The sequence below is a fragment of the Frondihabitans sp. GW821-FHT04F02 genome (genome assembly GCF_059420045.1).
Genome location: NZ_JBWKSZ010000003.1, coordinates 21,285 through 39,431 on the forward strand (window position 1 = coordinate 21,285; position 18,147 = coordinate 39,431).

Annotated in this window: 18 protein-coding genes; 7 read left to right on the forward strand and 11 right to left on the reverse strand. The window is 70.0% G+C overall.

Features of this window, described 5'->3' with window-relative positions; translation table 11 throughout:
- The first annotated feature begins 98 nt into the window (after positions 1–98).
- Complete coding sequence (locus AC07TY_RS08725) at positions 99–584, forward strand: Dps family protein (protein WP_123506087.1); 486 nt, start codon at positions 99–101, stop codon at positions 582–584.
- Here AC07TY_RS08725 and AC07TY_RS08730 read toward each other — a convergent pair.
- The 6 genes from AC07TY_RS08730 to AC07TY_RS08755 all read right to left on the reverse strand — a co-directional run bounded on the left by AC07TY_RS08730 (position 574) and on the right by AC07TY_RS08755 (position 6,431).
- Positions 574–1,992 (reverse strand): acyltransferase family protein, encoded by a 1,419-nt coding sequence (locus AC07TY_RS08730; RefSeq protein WP_494785067.1) that lies wholly within the window; start codon positions 1,990–1,992, stop codon positions 574–576. The two genes, AC07TY_RS08725 and AC07TY_RS08730, sit on opposite strands and share 11 nt — an antisense overlap.
- 91 nt (positions 1,993–2,083) lie before the next feature.
- Entirely contained in the window at positions 2,084–3,544 is a 1,461-nt protein-coding gene (locus tag AC07TY_RS08735) for an amidohydrolase (RefSeq protein ID WP_494785068.1), read from the reverse strand.
- Complete coding sequence (locus AC07TY_RS08740) at positions 3,541–4,170, reverse strand: FMN-binding negative transcriptional regulator (protein WP_494785069.1); 630 nt, start codon at positions 4,168–4,170, stop codon at positions 3,541–3,543. Before AC07TY_RS08740 ends, AC07TY_RS08735 begins: the two co-directional genes overlap by 4 nt.
- A gap of 4 nt (positions 4,171–4,174) precedes the next feature.
- Complete coding sequence (locus AC07TY_RS08745) at positions 4,175–5,194, reverse strand: Fpg/Nei family DNA glycosylase (RefSeq protein ID WP_494785070.1); 1,020 nt, start codon at positions 5,192–5,194, stop codon at positions 4,175–4,177.
- A 51-nt stretch (positions 5,195–5,245) separates the two neighbouring features.
- Positions 5,246–5,764: a ribose-5-phosphate isomerase gene (locus AC07TY_RS08750; RefSeq protein ID WP_123506092.1), complete on the reverse strand. Its 519-nt coding sequence runs from the start codon at positions 5,762–5,764 to the stop codon at positions 5,246–5,248.
- Positions 5,765–5,807: 43 nt separating this feature from the next.
- Positions 5,808–6,431 carry a mycothiol-dependent nitroreductase Rv2466c family protein gene (locus AC07TY_RS08755; RefSeq protein WP_488625847.1) on the reverse strand — a complete coding sequence of 208 codons (624 nt, stop codon included), beginning with the start codon at positions 6,429–6,431 and terminating at the stop codon, positions 5,808–5,810.
- A gap of 43 nt (positions 6,432–6,474) precedes the next feature.
- On the opposite strand from AC07TY_RS08755, the gene AC07TY_RS08760 reads away from it, so the two are divergent.
- The 5 genes from AC07TY_RS08760 (at position 6,475) to AC07TY_RS08780 (ending at position 12,718) form a co-directional block, all read left to right on the forward strand.
- Positions 6,475–7,932, forward strand: a complete 1,458-nt coding sequence (locus AC07TY_RS08760) for a purine-cytosine permease family protein (RefSeq protein ID WP_370454085.1) — start codon at positions 6,475–6,477, stop codon at positions 7,930–7,932.
- On the forward strand, positions 7,929–8,501 hold the full coding sequence (locus AC07TY_RS08765; RefSeq protein WP_494785071.1) for a cysteine hydrolase family protein: 573 nt from the start codon (positions 7,929–7,931) through the stop codon (positions 8,499–8,501). Before AC07TY_RS08760 ends, AC07TY_RS08765 begins: the two co-directional genes overlap by 4 nt.
- A gap of 58 nt (positions 8,502–8,559) precedes the next feature.
- Positions 8,560–11,097: an aminopeptidase N gene (gene pepN / locus AC07TY_RS08770; protein ID WP_494785072.1), complete on the forward strand. Its 2,538-nt coding sequence runs from the start codon at positions 8,560–8,562 to the stop codon at positions 11,095–11,097.
- Between the two features lie 125 nt (positions 11,098–11,222).
- Positions 11,223–12,272 carry a mechanosensitive ion channel family protein gene (locus AC07TY_RS08775; RefSeq protein ID WP_494785073.1) on the forward strand — a complete coding sequence of 350 codons (1,050 nt, stop codon included), beginning with the start codon at positions 11,223–11,225 and terminating at the stop codon, positions 12,270–12,272.
- Positions 12,269–12,718 carry a globin gene (locus AC07TY_RS08780; protein WP_494785074.1) on the forward strand — a complete coding sequence of 150 codons (450 nt, stop codon included), beginning with the start codon at positions 12,269–12,271 and terminating at the stop codon, positions 12,716–12,718. The genes AC07TY_RS08775 and AC07TY_RS08780 overlap by 4 nt, the downstream gene beginning before the upstream one ends.
- Positions 12,719–12,754: 36 nt before the next feature.
- Here the strand turns inward: AC07TY_RS08780 and AC07TY_RS08785 are convergent, their stop codons facing one another.
- On the reverse strand, positions 12,755–13,603 hold the full coding sequence (locus AC07TY_RS08785; protein WP_494785075.1) for an NAD-dependent epimerase/dehydratase family protein: 849 nt from the start codon (positions 13,601–13,603) through the stop codon (positions 12,755–12,757).
- Between the two features lie 32 nt (positions 13,604–13,635).
- The gene (locus AC07TY_RS08790; RefSeq protein ID WP_494785076.1) at positions 13,636–14,304 is read right to left on the reverse strand and encodes a DUF8185 domain-containing protein; all 669 of its coding nucleotides are present in this window, start codon (positions 14,302–14,304) and stop codon (positions 13,636–13,638) included.
- Between the two features lie 21 nt (positions 14,305–14,325).
- On the opposite strand from AC07TY_RS08790, the gene AC07TY_RS08795 reads away from it, so the two are divergent.
- Positions 14,326–15,225, forward strand: a complete 900-nt coding sequence (locus tag AC07TY_RS08795) for an acyl-CoA thioesterase (protein WP_494785077.1) — start codon at positions 14,326–14,328, stop codon at positions 15,223–15,225.
- A gap of 176 nt (positions 15,226–15,401) precedes the next feature.
- Here AC07TY_RS08795 and AC07TY_RS08800 read toward each other — a convergent pair whose 3' ends face one another.
- The 3 genes from AC07TY_RS08800 to AC07TY_RS08810 all read right to left on the reverse strand — a co-directional run bounded on the left by AC07TY_RS08800 (position 15,402) and on the right by AC07TY_RS08810 (position 18,140).
- Complete coding sequence (locus AC07TY_RS08800; protein WP_123506099.1) at positions 15,402–15,875, reverse strand: acyl-CoA thioesterase; 474 nt, start codon at positions 15,873–15,875, stop codon at positions 15,402–15,404.
- 2 nt (positions 15,876–15,877) lie between these two features.
- Entirely contained in the window at positions 15,878–17,560 is a 1,683-nt protein-coding gene (gene ettA / locus AC07TY_RS08805) for an energy-dependent translational throttle protein EttA (RefSeq protein WP_494785078.1), read from the reverse strand.
- Positions 17,561–17,639: 79 nt separating this feature from the next.
- Positions 17,640–18,140: a DUF6993 domain-containing protein gene (locus AC07TY_RS08810; RefSeq protein ID WP_123506100.1), complete on the reverse strand. Its 501-nt coding sequence runs from the start codon at positions 18,138–18,140 to the stop codon at positions 17,640–17,642.
- Between the last annotated feature and the right edge of the window lie 7 nt (positions 18,141–18,147).

Genomic DNA, 18,147 nt, shown 5'->3' on the forward strand with positions numbered 1-18,147 from the left:
CCGAGCCTCAGCTTGCTTGCGGAATTTTCGCAGACGTCTAGCGTTGGGTGCATCGAGGGGCCTCCGAGGCCCCAGCCCGCTTACGAAAGGACTCCACCATGTCCGACGCCATCACCGTCACCCAGTCGTCTGTCGACCCCGACGTCGCCGCCGCCACCGCCCAGTTCCTGACCCCGATCGTCACGAACCTCACCGCCCTCGCCGTCAACGGCAAGCAGGCCCACTGGCACGTCCGCGGCATCAGCTTCATCGCCGTGCACGAGCTCCTCGACACCGTCGTGGGCAACGCGCAGGAGTACGCCGACCTCGCTGCGGAGCGAATCGTCGCCCTCGGCCTCCCCGTCGACGGCCGCCTCGAGACGGTCGCCGCCACCACGACCAACCCGCCGCTCAAGGCCGGTTTCCAGCAGATCGACGCCACCATCGCCGGCATCGTCGCGCAGATCGACTCGGCTCGCGCCTCCGTCCAGATCGCCATTGACGAGCTCGGCGAGATCGACGCCTCGTCGCAGGACGTCGCGATCGAGATCGCTCGCGGCCTCGACAAGGACCGCTGGTTCCTCTCGGCTCACGTCAGCCAGTAGACCGAGCCCGCTCCGCCACGGCGGGGTGCAGCGTCACGAGGCCGTCGCCCTTCGGGGTGGCGGCCTCGTCGCGTTGCGGAGTTCCTGCGCCGCTCGCCTCGAAATTCAAGGGGTTCCAGTCGCTCGACGGCGGCTCGACGCCGATCCGGGGGCGCTGCGCCGACATTCTCCTTGAAATTATGGAGCGGAGGCAGAGGGCCGGCTGCTCCACCAGCACGTACGTCAGCTTCGCCAGCACGAGCGTGAGCCCGACGACCGCGGCCGTCGCCGACACGTACGCCCACCCGCCGCCGGCACCGAACCCGGGCACCCACGCCGCGAGCCCCCGCACGACCGGCATGTGCCAGAGGTAGACGCTGTACGACACGAAGCCGAGCCGCTGCAGCACGGACGCGTCGAGCAGCCGGCCGAGCAGGCTCGTCGCTCCGGTGCGCGTCGGCGTGACGGCGACGACGAGCACGGCCGCGAACGCGAGGGCGGCGAGCGTGTCGGCCGACTCCCAGCGGCGGTGGCTCAGCGCCAGGGCACCCGCGGCGACCCCGCCGGTCACGGCGCCGAAGCGGGCGACGGTCGCGCTGACGGCACCCCGCCGCACGGCCAGGTACACGAGCGCGGCCGCCATGCCGAACGCGAACAGCTGGCCGTGCATCAGCAGGCTGCGGCTGACGACGGACTCCCAGTCGCGACTCCAGCCGTGGAGCTCGCGACCGTGCGTCGCGTGGAAGACGGCTCGGACGAGCGCGCCGGCGGCCCCGACGACGAGCAGCGCGAGCGGCGGCAGAGAGGCGCGCTGCCACCCGTGGAGCCTGCGGCCGACCCGGCTCGCGAGCAGCGCGACCAGCGGCAGCACGGCGTAGAACGTCAGCTCGACGGTCAGGGTCCAGGCGACCTCGAGGCCGGTGCGGATGTGGTGCGGCGAGTAGGCCTGCATCATGGTCAGGTCGGCGGCGAGGCCGGGGGCGTCGAGCCGGCCGATGCCACGCGGCCAGACGAACGAGAGGCCGAGCACGCAGTTCGTGACGAGGAGCACGACGAGGTAGGCCGGCCACACCCGGAATGCGCGATTGGCCGCGTACCGCCGCAGCGACGGGAGCGGCCTCCCGTCGACGAGCCGGCCGGCGAAGCCCAGGTACAGCAGGAAGCCGGACAGCACGAAGAAGAGCCCGAGCCCCTGATGCAGCGCGAAGACGAGAGCCGGCTCGCGGTGCCGGACTCCCGGCGACAGCACGTTCGACACGTGGTACGCCACGACGCTCACGGCCGCCAGTCCCCTCAGCCCGTCGAGCCCCGCCAGATGTGCGCGTTCCTGTGATTCCCCCATGACATCAAGGCTGTCGGGGGCGCAGGAACGGGACCACGTCCGTCCGGCCGAACTCCGTCGTCCGCGCGGACGAGATCGGCCCTGCATCGGACGGCCGAGATCGGCCCCGCAACGGAGGGCCGAGATCGACCCCGCCCCGGACCGCCGAGATCGGTCGGCCGTCCGGATGGCGCGCCGGCTACAGGGCGCGGTGCGTGAACCGCCCGCCGAGCAGCGTCGCCGCCACGGGCATCGTGCGGAGGGCCTCGGGATCGCCCGCCAGCGGGTCGGCGTCGAGCACGACCAGGTCGGCGAGGCTGCCGGCCACGACGGACTCGCGCCCGTCGGTCGACGACGCGAGTGCCACCGCCGGGGTCAGGCGCTGCTCGGGGTGCCACGGCTCGCGGCCGTCGCGGGCCCGCGTCACCGCGGCCGCCATCGCGACCCAGGGGTCGAGGGGCGCGACCGGGGCGTCCGATCCCAGCCGCAGCGGCACCCCCGCCGCCACGAGCGAGTCGAGCACGAACGCCCGGCCGGTGCGGCCGGCCCAGTACACCTCGGCGATATCGCGGTCGTCCATCGCGTGCTCGGGCTGCACGCTCGCCACGATGCCGAGGGCGGCGAACCGCGCCACGTCGGCGGGACGCAGCAGCTGGGCGTGCTCGATCGACCCGCGGCAGCCGACGGCGGCGAAGGCGTCGAGGGCGACGGTGTTCGCGCGGTCGCCGATGGCGTGCACCGCCAGGTCGAGGCCGTGCTCGTGGGCCCGGCCCATCAGGCCGGTCAGCTCGTCGACGGAGAACGACGGGATCCCCACGCCGCCGCCGACCGGGTACGGGTCGTGGCAGTAGGCCGTGCGGGTGTTGAGCGAGCCGTCGGTGATGATCTTGGCCGGGCCCATGGTCACCAGGCCCTCGGTGCCCGGGATGACGTCGCCCGTGCGCAGGCGCCGGGCGATCACGGCGTCGAGGTCTGCGGGGTAGACGCCGGGCCGGACGCGGAGGGCGCGGGTTCCTGCGCCCACTCTCTCGGCCCAGGCGTCGATCGAGAGGGTCATCTCGAGGTCGACCACGCCGACGACCCCGCGGGCGGCCGCCGCCGCCGCCGCTTCGCCGACCCACTCGTCCATGCGCGAGCTGTCGATCGCCGTGATGACGCCCGACGCGTCGAAGGCGGCCTGCTCGCGCAGCAGCCCCGTCGCGTGGTCGGGCTGGCCGACCAGCGCCAGCCCCGCCCGGTTCAGCCAGACGGCGTGCAGGTCGGCGCTCACCAGCGCGACCGGGAACGCTCCGGCCGCGTCGAGCATCTCGGCGGTGGGAGCGTCGCTCCAGAGGGCGTCGCGGAAGCCGTAGCCGACCAGCAGGTCGCGGTCGGCCGGGCGGTCTTCGCGGATGCGCGCCTTCACGAGCGCCACGGTCTCGGCGGCGGACGAGGCGGCCGACACGTCGAGGCGCTGGCGGACGAGCGCCCACTGCTCCATGTGCACATGGTTGTCCCAGAGGCCGGGGGCGACGAAGCGGCCGTCGAGATCGACGACCTCCCGGTCGCCGGGTGCGATCGCGGGTGCGATGGCCGAGACGAGGCCGTCTTCGATCAAGACGTCTGTCGGCGTTCCGTCGCGGCCCACCATCCGCGCGTTCGCAAGGAGGAGGTCGCTCATTCGCGGGCCCGACGCATCTCAGCGGCGAGCCCCGGATGCGCGTAGGGGCCGTCGCCCTCGAGTTCGGACACGATGCGGTCGACGACCTCGGGCGCCTTGTTCTGGCTGAGCTTGGCGCGCGCGTCGAACCGGGTCACGCGCAGGCGGATGCCGACGGTGCCCTTGGCGACGCGGCGGGAGCCCTCTTCGTCGAGCTCCAGCGACACCGGCGTCTCGAGGCGCTGCTCGAAGTGGTCGACCAGCTCGCCGAGCACGCGGAAGTTCTCGGCGTCGTCGAGGATCTCGGGGGTGCCGTAGAGGTGGGCCGTGACGTGGTTCCAGGTCGGAACGATCCCGCCCGACGTTATCCCGGCCGACAGAGCCCAGCTGGGCGAGATGTAGCCGTGCGGACCCTGGACGATGACGAGGATCTCGTGCTGCCCCAGCTCGTGCAGCTGCTCGTCGGGACGGCCCACGTGGCTGACCAGGCTGATCGTGTCGTCATCGGTCTCTTCGAGCACCACCGGGTAGTGCGAGGCGACGAGGCCGGTGGCCGTGTTCGAGACGATCGTCGCCCACGGGTTCTCGCGGATGAGGCGCTTGACCTCGTCGGCGTCGTCGATGATGAAGTGAGGGGTGTGGCGCATGCAGCTAAGCCTGGCAGACGGGGCACCAGTAGAGCTTCCGCCCGGCGGGCTCCTCCATCAGGATGTTCGTGCCGCACACCCGGCAGGGCAGCCCCTCGCGGTGGTAGACCCAGTGCCGGTCGTCGCGCTTGGCCATCGCCTGGGCGTACTGCTTCTTGCTCAAGCCGTCCATGGTCATCATCTGGCCGAGCTTGACGCCGCTCTTGAGCAGCTTCGTCCAGTCTTTCCAGAGGGCGCGCACCGTCTCTTCGGGCACGTCGACACCGGGCGTGTGCGGGTTGAGCCGTGCACGGAACAGCATCTCGGCCCGGTAGACGTTGCCGATGCCGCTGACCACCGACTGGTCCATCAGCAGGAGCCCGATCATCGTCTTGGTCTTGTGCACCCGCTCGAAGAAGCGGTCGGACCCCTTCTTCGGCGAGTCGACCAGCGGGTCGGGGCCGAGCTTCGCGATGATCTCGTCGACCTCCTCGGCCGTCCGCACCTCGCACTTCGTCGGCCCCCGGAGGTCGGCCACGACGGTCTCGGCGAGGATCCTCACCCGCACCGCGCCGACGGGCTCGGGAGGGAACGCCTCGAGGTCGATGTCGCCTTCGGGTGTCTCCTGCTCGGAGATCCGCAGCCGCGCCGCACTCAGCGGCTTGCCGACGCGCACCATGCGGGCCTTGCGCGGGGCGCCGATGCTCTTCCAGCTGTCCTCCCCCGCCTCGTCGGTCAGGTCGGTACCGCGCTGATTGGTCTGACCCATCCGCCCCGACGCGCTCTGGATGGTCGGGTCGGTCGAGAAGTCGCCCGCGAAGTCCCACGAGCCGTACAGCCCCAGATGCACCTGCAGGAACTTTCGGCCCTCGAACTCGAGGAACATCTGCTTGCCGACTGCGACGGCGTCGACCATCACCCGGCCGTCGAGCACGGCGGCACCCGCCGCGAAGCGCCCCTGGGGGCTCGACACGGCGACGGGCTCGCCGACGAAACTCGCTCGGAACTGGTTGGCGATGCGGTGGACGGAATGACCTTCAGGCACTCTCCGAGGCTACCCGGGGCCGCCGACACGACCGTTCAGGGAGGGCGCCGTTCAGTCGGCGGCTGGGGTCTGGGTCGGCGTGACCCAGTCGACGGGGTGGCCCTTGATGGCGCCCGTGGTCTCGTACTCGGCGAGCTGGGCGATGCGGCGCTCGTGGCGCTCCTCGAACGAGAACGGCGTCTTGATGAACTCGTCGATCAGGGCGATCGCCTCGTCTTCGCTGTGCTGGCGCGCGCCGATCGCGACGACGTTCGCGTCGTTGTGCTGGCGGGCCAGCTGGGCGGTGGACATGTTCCACGCGAGTGCCGCCCGGACGCCCTCGACCTTGTTCGCGGCGATCTGCTCTCCGTTGCCGGAGCCGCCGAAGACGACGCCCAGGCTCTCGAGCCCCTCGCTCTGGTCGCTGACGACGGCACGGGCCGCGGCGATGCAGAACGACGGGTAATCGTCGAGGGGCTCGTACGTCTCGGGGCCGTGGTCGGTGACCTCGTGGCCCTGCTCGGCGAGGTGGGCGATGAGTGTCTGGGCGAATTCGAGGCCGGCGTGATCGGTCGCAACGTGGATGCGCATGACCGTCAGTGTATGGCCGTCGAGCCCCCGCCGAGCGCCTCGCCTAATCGAAGATGGGGCCGACGGTCCGGGAGCGCTTGAGCTCGAAGAAGCCGGGGTACGAGGCCGCGGCGACGACGCCGTCCCAGAGGGTCAGCGCGATCTCGCCCTTGGGGGCGGGAGAGATGACCGGGCCGAAGAACGCGGTTCCGTTGACGGCGATGACCGGCGTGCCGACGTCCTGCCCGACGCGGTCGATGCCGTCCACGTGACTGGCGCGCATGGCTGCGTCGTACTCGTCCGTGTCCGCGAACGCTGCCAGCTCGGCCGGCAGTCCCGCCTCGGCGAGCGCCTCCGCGATGACGGCGTCCTGGTCGTCCTTGCGGCCCTCGACGTGGATGCGCGTGCCGAGCGCGTCGTAGAGCGGCTTGACGACGGCCTGGCCGTGCAGCTCGGTGGCCGCGGTGACGACGCGCGTGTAGCGGATCAGCTTCGCGAGGTTGGCGGGGTCCATTCCCTCGTTGTCCTCATTCAGGATGCCGAGGCTCATCACGTGGAAGGTGACGGCCAGGTCGCGGTGGGCGGCGACCTCGTCCATCCAGCGGCTGGTCATCCACGCCCAGGGGCACGACGGATCGAACCAGAAGTCGACGGGGGTGACGGTGGTGGAAGCTACGGTGTCGGTCATAGGTTGAGCCTAAGACCCCCGCCCCGCGTCGAGAAGAGTGCCTGTGTCCATCAAAGAAGCGACCCCCGACGCCTCACCGCGCGGCGTGGAGGCGAACGGCGTCAACGCCATCGACGAGTCCGAGCGCAAGGGCACGCCGCGGCAGCTGTTCTGGCCGTGGTTCGCGGCCAACATCTCGGTCCTGGGGATCGGCTACGGCGCCTACCTGCTCAACTTCGCCGTGTCCTTCTGGCAGGCGATCGTCGTGGGAGTCCTCGGCATCGCCATCTCGTTCCTGTTCTGCGGCCTGATCGCGCTGGCCGGCAAGCGCGGCAACGCACCGACGATGACCCTGGGTCGGGCGCCCTTCGGCGTCCGCGGCAACCGGGTCCCGTCCGTCATCTCCTGGGTGCTCACGGTCGGCTGGGAGACGGCGCTCACCTCGCTGGCCGTGCTGGCGACGGAGACCATCTTCACCGAGCTCGGCTTCGCGGCGGGTGTCCCGACGAAGATCGTCGCCCTCGTCGTGATCGCGGCCCTGGTCGTGGTCGCCGGCATCCTCGGCTTCGACTTCATCATGCGGCTGCAGAAATGGATCACCCTGGCTACGGCTGTGCTCACCGTCGTCTTCGTGATCCTGACGCTGCAGCGGGTCGACTTCGCGGCGGTGGCCGCTCTCCCGAGCGGCCCGCTGCCCTCGGTCATCGGCGGATTCGTCTTCATGATGACGGGCTTCGGCCTGGGCTGGGTCAATGCGGCGGCCGACTACTCGCGCTACCTCCCGCGGTCGTCCTCCAGCGCCGGCGTCGTCTGGTGGACCACGTTCGGCGCCGCCCTCGCGCCGATCATCCTCTTCGTCTTCGGTCTCTTCCTGGCCGGCAGCTCGACCGACCTCCTCGGCGCCATCAACGACAACCCCATCGGGGCCCTCGTGACAGTCGTGCCGAAGTGGTTCCTGGTCCCCTTCGCCGTCGTCGCAGTCCTCGGGCTCGTCGGCGGGTCTGTCATGAACATCTACTCGTCGGGCTTCTCGTTCCTGAACATGGGAGTGACGATCCCGCGCTACGCGGCCGCGACTGTAGACGGCGTCGTGATGATCGCGGGCACGATCTACGTGGCCTTCTTCGCGACCTCCTTCATCGGCCCGTTCCAGGGCTTCCTGATCACGCTCGGCGTCCCGATCGCCGCGTGGGCGGGCATCTTCCTCGCCGACATCCAGCTGCGCCGCACCGACTACTCGACGGCCGACCTGTTCGACGCCAAGGGCCGCTACGGCAGCGTGCAGTGGCCGACCATCGCGCTCATCGTCGTCGGCACGATGATCGGCTGGGGCCTCGTCGACAACAGCTTCTACGCCGGCTGGCTCGGCTGGCAGGGCTATCTGCTCGGGCCTGAGAAGGGCGCGTTCCGCACCGACTGGAGCGGCGCCAACCTCGGGGTGCTCGCCGCCCTCGCCATCGGATACGTCGGCACGCTCCTCTTCACCCGTCGCACCGTGCGCCGCCAGGAGAACCTCGCGTGAGCGGCGAGGTCGCGCCCTGGCTCGTCGTCGTCGACATGCAGCGGATCTTCGGCCAGCCGGGCAGCGACTGGTTCACGCCCGACTTCGCCTCGGCGAGCGCCGGCGCCGCGCGGCTCCGCGAGGCGTTCGGGTCGAGGGTGGCCTTGACCCGCTTCGTCGCGCCGGAGACGCCGGCCGGCGCGTGGGTGCCGTACTACGAGGACTGGCCGTTCGCGCTGGTCCCCGACTCCGATCCGCTCTACGAGCTGATGCCCGACTTCCCGGTGCGCGACGCGACCGTGATCACCCGCTCGACGTTCGGCAAGTGGGACGCCGAGACGGCCGCGGCCCTCGGTGACACGACGGAGATCGTCCTGTGCGGCGTCTCCACCGACTGCTGCGTCCTCTCGACGGCCCTGGCCGCCGCCGACTCCGGCGTGCGCGTGCGCATCGCCGCCGACGCGTGCGCCGGCGCCACCGAGACCGACCACCGGCGTGCTCTCGAGGTGATGGCCCTCTACGCTCCGCTCATCGAGATCACGACCGTCGCCGAGGTGCTCTCGGGGACGCCGATTCCCGCTCACCAGTAGGGTTGTCGAGGGCCACGAGCCCGCAACGCACACAACCGACGATGGATGGAGCACTGCCGTGCCTGGAGAGAATCTCACCCGTATCGAGGCGCAGGAGCGCAAGAGCATTCTGGACGTGTCGTCCTACCTGGTCGACCTCGACCTCACCCGCGGCGACGAGGTCTTCGGCAGCACGACCACGGTCGCGTTCACCGCGACCGAGGGCGCCTCGACCTTCATCGACGCGTTCACACGCACCGTCCACTCGGTGACGCTCAACGGCACCGAGCTCGACCCCGCCGCGGTCAGCGACGGCATCCGCATCCAGCTCGACGGCCTCGCCTCGTCGAACGTGCTCACCGTCGTCGCCGACGCCGAGTACACCAACACCGGCGAGGGCCTGCACCGCTTCGTCGACCCGGTCGACGGCGAGGTGTACCTCTACTCGCAGTTCGAGGTGCCGGACAGCCGGCGCGTCTTCGCGGTCTTCGAGCAGCCCGACCTCAAGGCGACGTTCCAGTTCACGATCACCGCGCCGGCGCGGTGGCAGATGGTGTCCAACTCGATCACGCCCGAGCCGACCGTCGACGGAGAGGTCGCCACGTGGGCCTTCGAGCCCACCGCCGTCATGTCGAGCTACATCACCGCGATCGTCGCCGGCCCGTACGACGTCGTCCGCTCGTCGCTGACCTCGTCGGACGGCCGCGAGATCCCCCTCGGCATCTTCACGCGCAAGTCGCTCTCCGAGTACATGGACGCCGACTACATCTTCGAGAAGACCCGCCAGGGCTTCGCCTACTACGAGGAGAAGTTCGACTACCCGTACCCCTTCGACAAGTACGACCAGCTCTTCGTCCCCGAGTTCAACGCGGGCGCCATGGAGAACGCTGGCGCGGTCACCTTCACCGAGACCTACGTCTTCCGCAGCAAGGTCACCGACGCCATCAAGGAGCGTCGCGTCGTCACGATCCTGCATGAGCTCGCGCACATGTGGTTCGGCGACCTCGTCACGATGAAGTGGTGGAACGACCTCTGGCTCAACGAGTCGTTCGCCGAGTGGGCGTCGACGATCTCGACGGCCGAGGCGACCGAGTGGACCGAGGCGTGGACCACGTTCCAGGCCATGGAGAAGAGCTGGGCCTACCGCCAGGATCAGCTGCCGTCGACCCACCCCGTCGTCGCCACGATCAACGACCTCGAGGACGTCCAGGTCAACTTCGACGGCATCACCTACGCCAAGGGCGGCTCGGTGCTCAAGCAGCTCGTCGCCTGGGTCGGCATCGACGCCTTCTACGCCGGCGTCGCCGCATACTTCAAGAAGCACCACCACTCGAACACCGAGCTCTCCGACCTCCTGGCCGAGCTCGAGGTCACGAGCGGCCGCGAGCTGACCTCCTGGTCGAAGCTCTGGCTCGAGACCGCCGGCGTCAACACCCTCCGGCCCGAGATCGAGACCGACGCCCACGGCGTCATCACCTCGTTCGCGGTGATTCAGACCGCCGCCGCCGACTACCCGACCATCCGCCCGCACCGCCTCGCGATCGGCCTCTACGACCTGCAGGGCGACGACCTCGTCCGCAGCCACCGTGTCGAGATCGACGTCGACGGCGAGCGCACCGAGGTGCCCGAGCTGGTCGGCCTCCCCAAGGGCGCGCTCGTCCTGACGAACGACGACGACCTCGCCTACGCCAAGGTCCGCCTCGACGAGGGCTCGCTCGCGACCGCCATCGAGCACCTCGCGAAGATCCACAACCCCCTCGCCCGCGCGATCGTCTGGGGTTCGGTGTGGGACGCCACCCGCGATGCCGAGAGCCCGGCATCCGACTACGTGAAGCTCGTGCTCGCCAACATCGCCAGCGAGACCGAGTCGACGACGATCCGCACGACGCTGACCCAGCTGACCCAGGCCGCCCGCAGCTACGTCGCACCGTCGAAGCGCGCTGAGACGATCACGGCGGTGGGCGACGCACTGTGGGCGCTGGCCCAGTCGGCGCAGGCGGGGTCCGACGCCCAGTTCCAGTTCGTGAAGTTCTTCGCGAACATCGCGTCGACCGACGCTCACGGCGACGCCCTCCAGGGCCTCGTCGACGGCACAGTCACGCTGCCGGAGCTGACGATCGACACCGACCTGCGCTGGGAGCTCCTCGAGGGCCTCGTGCTCGTCGGCCGCGCCGGCGCCGCCGAGATCGACGCCGCGCTGGCTGCCGACAACACCGCCAACGGCGCTCAGGCCGCTGCACGCGCCCGCGCGACCATCCCCACCACCGAGGGCAAGCTGGCGGCGTTCGCCTCGATCGTCGACTCCGACGACCAGCCGAACGCCATCGTGCGCGCCACCGCGATGGGCTTCCAGCACACGAACGACCCGGAGATCCTCGAGCCGCTCGTAGCCCGCTACTTCGACTCGCTCACCGGCATCTGGGAGAGCCGCAGCTACCACATCGCGGACACGCTGGTGTCGGGCCTCTACCCGGCGGGTCTCGCGAACGAGGCCCTCGAGTCGGCGGCAACGACCTGGCTCGACGCGAACCCCGAGACGCCGGCTCTCCGTCGCATCATCAGCGAGAATCGCGCCGGCACGGAGCGTGCGCTCAAGGTCCAGGCCGCCGACAGCTAGGCGGTCCGGTCGAACGGACGACGGCGGTGCTCTTCGGAGCGCCGCCGTCGTCGTTCACCCGTTGCATCGTTCAGCCGCGGCGTCGTTCAGCCCGCACCGAAACGCCGCCTCGTAGCATGGGGTGAATGGTTACCCTTCCTCTCGCAGCCGCGACCGACCTCTCCAAAGACGCCTCGACGTTTTGGGGCATGTGGGGCGTCGCCATCACCGTCGCCGGGATCATCGTGGGCGCGATCATCCTGCGGATCATCATCCACTTCGTGATCCGGCGGGTCGTCGACCAGGTCGTCAACGGTGTCAAGAGAAAGCAGAACATCGACGACACGCAGGCCCTCGACTCGCCCCTGAAGGCAGTCCGCGTGGTGCAGCGCACCCGCACGCTCGGCAGCGTCCTCAACAACATCGCGTCGGTCGTCATCATCCTCATCGCCTTCACGAGCATCCTGAGCGAGATCGGAGTCTCCGTCGTCGGCGTGGTAAGCGCAGCCGGGGTCATAGCGGCCGGCCTGGCCTTCGGCGCCCAGAACGTCGTCAAAGACCTCCTGAGCGGCCTGTTCATGGTCTTCGAAGACCAGCTCGGCGTCGGCGACATCGTCGACGTGCAGCTTGCCAGCGGAGTCGTCGAGGCCGTCGGTATCCGGGTCACGCAGATCCGGGACGTGAACGGGACCCTCTGGTTCGTGCGGAACGGCGAGATCCTGCGCGTCGGCAACATGTCGCAGGGCTGGGCACGCGCCATCATCGACACGGCTGTGCCGAACGACTCCGACATCGATCTCGTCGAGTCGATCATCCTCAAGACCGCCGTCGACCTGAAGGCCCAGCCGCGCTGGAAGACCCGCATGCTCGAGAAGCCCGAGCTCTGGGGCATGCAGTCGATCTCGGACTCGCACGTCATCGTGCGCCTCGCCGTCCGGACGCGCTCGGCGGAGCGGGACAACGTGGCTCGCGAGCTCCGGATCCGGCTCAAGAAGGCCCTGGAGGCCGAGGGGATCAGCCTTCCGTCGCTCTCGAGCGTGATCCTGAGCGGCTTCGACGAGGCCAACAGCATCAAGGGCGCCCGCCCGGTCGAGACGCAGCCGGCCCCCACTGTTCCGCGAGCACGCCGAGCACCGCGTCGACCGAGCACCCCGACGGCTCCGCCGTTCGATGGTCCGGGAGACAATCGAGCATGACCGACGAGACCCCCCGCCCCCTCATCCAGCCGATCACCGTCCGCCGCGGACTCGGCGACGACGACGTGCAGGGCAACTTCTGGCAGAAGGTCGGCGGTCGGCCCACGTTCGAGAAGCTGGTCCGTCGCTTCTACGAGGGCGTGCAGACCGACGAGGTCATCTGGCCGATGTACCCGGCCGACGATCTCGAGGGTGCGATTCAGCGTCTCACCGGCTTCCTGGAGCAGTACTGGGGCGGCCCGACGACCTACAGCGACGAGCGCGGCCACCCGCGGCTGCGCATGCGCCATGCGCCGTTCCCGATCACACCTCTGGCCCGCGAGCGGTGGCTCGTGCACATGCGGGCAGCGGTCGACTCGCTCGAGCTGTCCCCGCTCGACGACGCGACGCTCTGGGGGTACCTCGACCGAGCCGCGCACGCGATGACCAACACGGCCGGCGAATAGAGCTCGTCCCGGCCACGGCCACGAGAGCGGCGTCGGTCAGCCGACGTAGCCCGCCCGCAACTCGTCGACGAGGCGGGGGCTGCCTGGGCGCCAGCCCAGCACGTCTCGGGCGTGCGCCGCAGAGGCCACCTGGTCGGCCAGCAGGGCGTCCGCGTAGGCCGATCCGAGCCGAGCCCTCGACTCGTCTGCGGACTCGTCGATGACGGGCCGACCGTGTGCCGCGGCCTCGGCGAGCTCGCGGACCGTCGACTGCTCGTCTGACACGGCGAAGACGTAGTCGTCGTCGGCCGCGGCCTCGAGTGCGAGCACATAGAGCTCGGCGAGGTCGTCGACGTGCACGAGAGTCCAGCGCTGAGACCCGTCGCCCGGCAGGCGCACCTCCTCGCCGCTCACGAACTCGGCGGGGATGCCGCCGCCGTGCCCGTAGACGATACCCGGGGCCACGATCGTCGTGCGGACCGGGGCCCGGCGAACGGCCGCCTCGATGGGGATGCGCCACCCCGAGATGGTCTCGGGACGCATCGGGCTCGACTCGGTGAGGTCATCGCCCGCGCCGAAGACCCAGACGCCCCCGGTGTGAAGGTACGGCCGGTCGTCCTCCGCGAACTCGCGCGACACGATCTCGACCAGCGACTCGTCGAGGGCGGCACTCGACGAGTCGCCCGTCGCGGCCGTGTGGACGACGCCGGTGCTCTCGCGCACCAGCCGGGTGAGGAGGTCGAGGTCGGTAGCGTCGCCGACGACGGTGGTCGCACCCGCCGCTCGGACGGCCTCGGCCTTCGCCTCGGACCGCACGAGGGCGGTGACGTCGTGATCGCGAGCCCGGAGGGCGCGGAGGACGGCCGAGCCGATGTACCCGGTCGCACCGGTGAGGAGAACTGCCATGGCCCCACGGTAGCGGGGGCCGCCGACACCCGTCAGAGCAGGCCCGACCTCCGCTTGACGAGCACGTGGCCTCGGCTGGTGCTCAGGCGCGTCCACGCTCCGACGACGAAGACCCGCGCGGGTTCGTCGTCGACGAGGAACCCGAGTGTCAAAGCGGCGAAAGCGGCACCCGCAGGAACGTCGGAACCCTCGACGGGCCTCGACCACACGCCCGACCGCACCCTCTGCACGATCTGCTCGCCCGTTCCCGCCGGAAGGACGCCTGCGACCTCCTCGATGCCCGCCTTGGCGACGGCCTCGAGGGCGGCCGACTCGAGCGCGGTCTGCGCGGTCCATCCGCCCCGGGGCGGAGAGATCGCAGCCCACGACGCGGCGATGACCGACGGCGGCAGCGGCACGACGACCGGCGCCGTCGGGTCGACGATCTCGTTCTGCAGACGCACCAGGCGCTCGACGACGCTCCGCAGCGACACGACGGCATCGAACGTCGACTCGGCCGCCAGGGCGTAGGTGCGGAGGCCGAGCACCGTCGGGCTGGTGTCGAGCAGGCCGGCAGGGCTGAGGACGCCGACGTAGGCGGCGAGGACTCCCCCGGTGCCGATGAGGCGCACGGCCCCGTCGTCGACAGCGGAGGCCCGCGCGAGGAAGGTGTGGAGATCGTCGAGCGAGAGGGAGTCGGGAAGTGCGAAGTCGGTACTCATGAGCGATCTAAACTACCGCTGATGACCGACACCGCGCCTGTCGGCGGCACGCCGACCGACCCCCTCGACGACCTCCTGCGAGCCTTCGACCTCACGCCGGGCGACGCTCCCGACACCTTCGACGGGCCCAGCCAGTGGATGCCGAACGGCCGCGTCTTCGGCGGGCAGGTTCTCGCCCAGTCTCTGATCGCCGCCGCGCGGACCGTCGACGGCGCGCGGCTGCCCCACTCGCTGCACGCGTACTTCCTGCGCGCAGGCAAGGTCGAGCACCCCGTGACGATCCGGGTCGACCGCAGCCACGACGGTCGCTCGTTCGCCTCACGGCGCACCGAGGCCCTGCAGAACGGCGCCGTGATCATGACGACGATGGCGTCGTTCCAGAGCCTCGACGACGGCATCGACCACCAGATCGACCCGCCGGCCGGCCTGCCCGAGCCCGAGTCGCTGCCGACGATGGCCGACTCGCTCGCCGGCATCGCCCACCCCGCGGCGCAGTTCTGGGCCCACGGCCGCCCGTTCGACATCCGGCACGTGCCGTCGCCGATCTTCCTCCGTGTCGACGGAGCCCACGTCGCCCACCAGGCGCTGTGGATGAAGACGGTCGGTCCGCTCGGCGACGACGAGCTCGTGCACCGCGCGGCGCTGGCCTACGCGAGCGACCTCGGGATCCTCGAGCCGATCCTGCGCCGCCACGGAGTGCCGCTCGCCACGCGCGAGATGAAGATAGCCAGCCTCGACCACGCCATGTGGTGGCACCGGTCGGGGCGCGCCGACGAGTGGCTGCTGTACGCGATGGAGTCGCCGACGGCGCAGGGCGGCCGCGGCCTGTCGACCGGCCGCTTCTACGACCGGTCGGGGACACTGCTGGCGAGCGTCGCCCAGGAGGGCATGGTGCGGGTGCCGGAGGGCGTGGGCGACTAGCCGCTCGCGTGCGCCGCCCGACGTGCGCCCGCCGTCGGCACTCAGGTAAGGACGGGGAGGGCGCCAGCGAGGATCGCGCCCTGTCGGTGACAGCCCGGCAAGGAGGGCGCGGAGTTCCTGCGCCCGCCACGAGGACGTCTAGGGCGGGAGTCCTTGAGAACGACCGCGAGCGAAAGCTACCGGCGCCGGAACTGGAGCGGCTCGTCGACGAACGGCGACCACGCCGCGCGCTCGGCGTCGTTGATCCGGCGCGGGCGCTGGGTCGTGGCATCGACCAGCACGAGCGTCGAGGCCGCACGGGTGTGCAGGACTCGAGGCTCGACGCCGACCGGCGAGAACACCTCGTAGAAGATCTCGAGGCTCGCACCGCCCATGTGGCCGATCCAGAGCTGGATGTCGAGCGGCTGGCGCGTGTACGCGATCGGTGCCAGGTACTCGACCTCCTGGCGGGCGATCAGCGACCACGTCTGCGTGCCGGGGCTCGAGTCGAGGATCGCGGTCGCCCCGTGGTCGCCGGACTCTTCGCCCGCCGACCAGAACGCCTGGATGCGCGCCTCCTCGAGGAGGTGCAGCATCTCGGCGTTGTTGACGTGGCCGTAGGCGTCGAGGTCGCCCCACCGCAGGACGGTGGGCACCTGAAGGCGGGCCACGCCTAGTCTCGCGTGAGCTTGCGGTAGGTGACGCGGCTCGGCTTGGCTGCGTCGGCGCCGAGGCGCTCGACCTTGTTCTCCTCGTACGCCTCGAAGTTGCCCTCGAACCAGTACCAGTTGGCCGGCTTCTCGGGGGTGCCCTCGTAGGCGAGGATGTGCGTGGCGATCCGGTCGAGGAACCACCGGTCGTGGGTGATGACCACGGCGCAGCCGGGGAACTCGAGCAGCGCGTTCTCGAGGCTGCCCAGGGTCTCGACGTCGAGGTCGTTGGTGGGCTCGTCGAGCAGCAGCAGGTTGCCGCCCTGCTTGAGCGTGAGCGCCAGGTTGAGGCGGTTGCGCTCACCACCCGAGAGCACGCCGGCCTTCTTCTGCTGGTCGGGGCCCTTGAAGCCGAACTGCGAGACGTAGGCGCGCGACGGGATCTCGGTCTTGCCGACCTGGATGTAGTCGAGGCCCTCCGAGACGACCTCCCAGAGGTTCTTGTTCGGGTCGATGCCGCCGCGGTTCTGGTCGACGTATGAGATGTCGACCGTCTCGCCGACCCTCAGGTCGCCGCCGTCGAGGGGCTCGAGACCGGTGATGGTCTTGAAGAGCGTCGTCTTGCCGACACCGTTCGGGCCGATGACTCCGACGATGCCGTTGCGCGGCAGGGTGAACGAGAGGTTATCGATCAGCACGCGGCCGTCGAAGCCCTTCTCGAGGCCCTTGGCGTCGATGACCTGGTTGCCGAGGCGCGGACCCACGGGGATCACGATCTCTTCGAAGTCGAGCTTCTTGGTGCGCTCGGCCTCGGTCGCCATCTCTTCGTAGCGGGCGAGGCGAGCCTTCGACTTGGCCTGGCGGCCCTTCGAGTTGCTCCGCACCCACTCGAGCTCGGACGACAGGCGCTTGGCGAGCTTGGCGTCTTTCTTGCCCTGGATGTTGAGACGCTCGCCCTTCTTCTCGAGGTAGGTCGAGTAGTTGCCCTCGTACGGGTAGAGGCGTCCGCGGTCGACCTCGGCGATCCACTCGGCGACGTGGTCGAGGAAGTACCGGTCGTGGGTCACGGCGAGGACAGCGCCGTGGTACTGGCTCAGGTGCTGCTCGAGCCACAGCACGCTCTCGGCGTCGAGGTGGTTGGTGGGCTCGTCGAGCAGCAGCAGGTCGGGCTTCTGGAGCAGGAGCTTGCAGAGCGCCACGCGGCGCTTCTCACCACCGGAGAGGTTCGCGATCTGAGCGTCGCCCGGCGGGGTGCGGAGGGCGTCCATCGCCTGCTCCAGCTGCGAGTCGAGGTCCCAGGCGTCGGCGGCGTCGATCTCCTCCTGCAGGCCGCCCATCTCTTCGAGCAGCGCGTCGAAGTCGGCGTCGGGCTCGGCCATGGCCAGCGAGATCTCGTTGAAGCGGTCGATCTTGCCCTTGATCGGGCCGACGCCCTCCTGGACGTTCTCGAGCACCGTCTTCGACTCGTCGAGCTCGGGCTCCTGCATGAGGATGCCGACGGTGAACCCGGGGGTCAGCTTCGCCTCGCCGTTGCTGGGCGTGTCGAGGCCCGCCATGATCTTGAGGATCGTCGACTTGCCGGCGCCGTTCGGGCCGACCACGCCGATCTTCGCGCCGGGGATGAAGGACATCGTCACATCGTCGAGGATCAGCTTGTCGCCGACCGTCTTGCGAGCGCGGACCATCGAGTAAATGTATTCGGCCATGAGCACCAGTCTATTCGGGGTTGCAGTGAGGGTTCGCCGGGGCGGATGCGGGCCCGGTCGACGAGCAGGCTCCGGAGCGCTACCAGTCGATCGCGCGGGTCGTGCCGACGAGGCACTTGCCGGTGGACAGCACGGGAGCCGTGCCGCCCGAGAAGCCCGCGGTGCCGACCTGCCCGAGGAGGCAGACCTTCTTCTTCCAGAGCACCGAGAACTCGATCGAATCGACCGTCCGGCCGATCGAGGTCGTATCGGGCGTCAGCTCCATCGACGCCTTCGAGAAGCCGGCCGTCGTCAGCGTGTCGACGACCGTGCGGCCGTCCGGGTTGTCGTTCTTCGCGAGCAGCTGCTTGATCGTGCGATCGAGCAGCGTGTGGGCCTCCGCCGACGTGAGATCGGCCGAATATGTCGGCACAGCGCTCGGTGTCGGGGCCGAGATCGCACTCGACGAGCCGGTGGGCGGCGACGTGGTCGTCGGGTCGACTGTCTGCTGGCCCGCGGTGCAGCCGGCCACTCCGAGGGCGACGGCCGCGGCGACAGCCGCAAGGCCAGCCGTGCGAGCGCGCGAGAGTCGAAGAGCCACGTTCCGA

Bases quoted from the DNA above. Each gene is read 5' to 3' on its own strand.
- AC07TY_RS08725 (WP_123506087.1), top strand. From the start codon at position 99: ATGTCCGACGCCATCACCGTCACCCAGTCGTCTGTCGACCCCGACGTC.
- AC07TY_RS08730 (WP_494785067.1), bottom strand. From the start codon at position 1,992: ATGCAGGGCCGATCTCGTCCGCGCGGACGACGGAGTTCGGCCGGACGG.
- AC07TY_RS08735 (WP_494785068.1), bottom strand. From the start codon at position 3,544: ATGAGCGACCTCCTCCTTGCGAACGCGCGGATGGTGGGCCGCGACGGA.
- AC07TY_RS08740 (WP_494785069.1), bottom strand. From the start codon at position 4,170: ATGCGCCACACCCCTCACTTCATCATCGACGACGCCGACGAGGTCAAG.
- AC07TY_RS08750 (WP_123506092.1), bottom strand. From the start codon at position 5,764: ATGCGCATCCACGTTGCGACCGATCACGCCGGCCTCGAATTCGCCCAG.
- AC07TY_RS08755 (WP_488625847.1), bottom strand. From the start codon at position 6,431: ATGACCGACACCGTAGCTTCCACCACCGTCACCCCCGTCGACTTCTGG.
- AC07TY_RS08775 (WP_494785073.1), top strand. From the start codon at position 11,223: ATGGTTACCCTTCCTCTCGCAGCCGCGACCGACCTCTCCAAAGACGCC.
- AC07TY_RS08780 (WP_494785074.1), top strand. From the start codon at position 12,269: ATGACCGACGAGACCCCCCGCCCCCTCATCCAGCCGATCACCGTCCGC.
- AC07TY_RS08785 (WP_494785075.1), bottom strand. From the start codon at position 13,603: ATGGCAGTTCTCCTCACCGGTGCGACCGGGTACATCGGCTCGGCCGTC.
- AC07TY_RS08790 (WP_494785076.1), bottom strand. From the start codon at position 14,304: ATGAGTACCGACTTCGCACTTCCCGACTCCCTCTCGCTCGACGATCTC.
- AC07TY_RS08795 (WP_494785077.1), top strand. From the start codon at position 14,326: ATGACCGACACCGCGCCTGTCGGCGGCACGCCGACCGACCCCCTCGAC.
- ettA (WP_494785078.1), bottom strand. From the start codon at position 17,560: ATGGCCGAATACATTTACTCGATGGTCCGCGCTCGCAAGACGGTCGGC.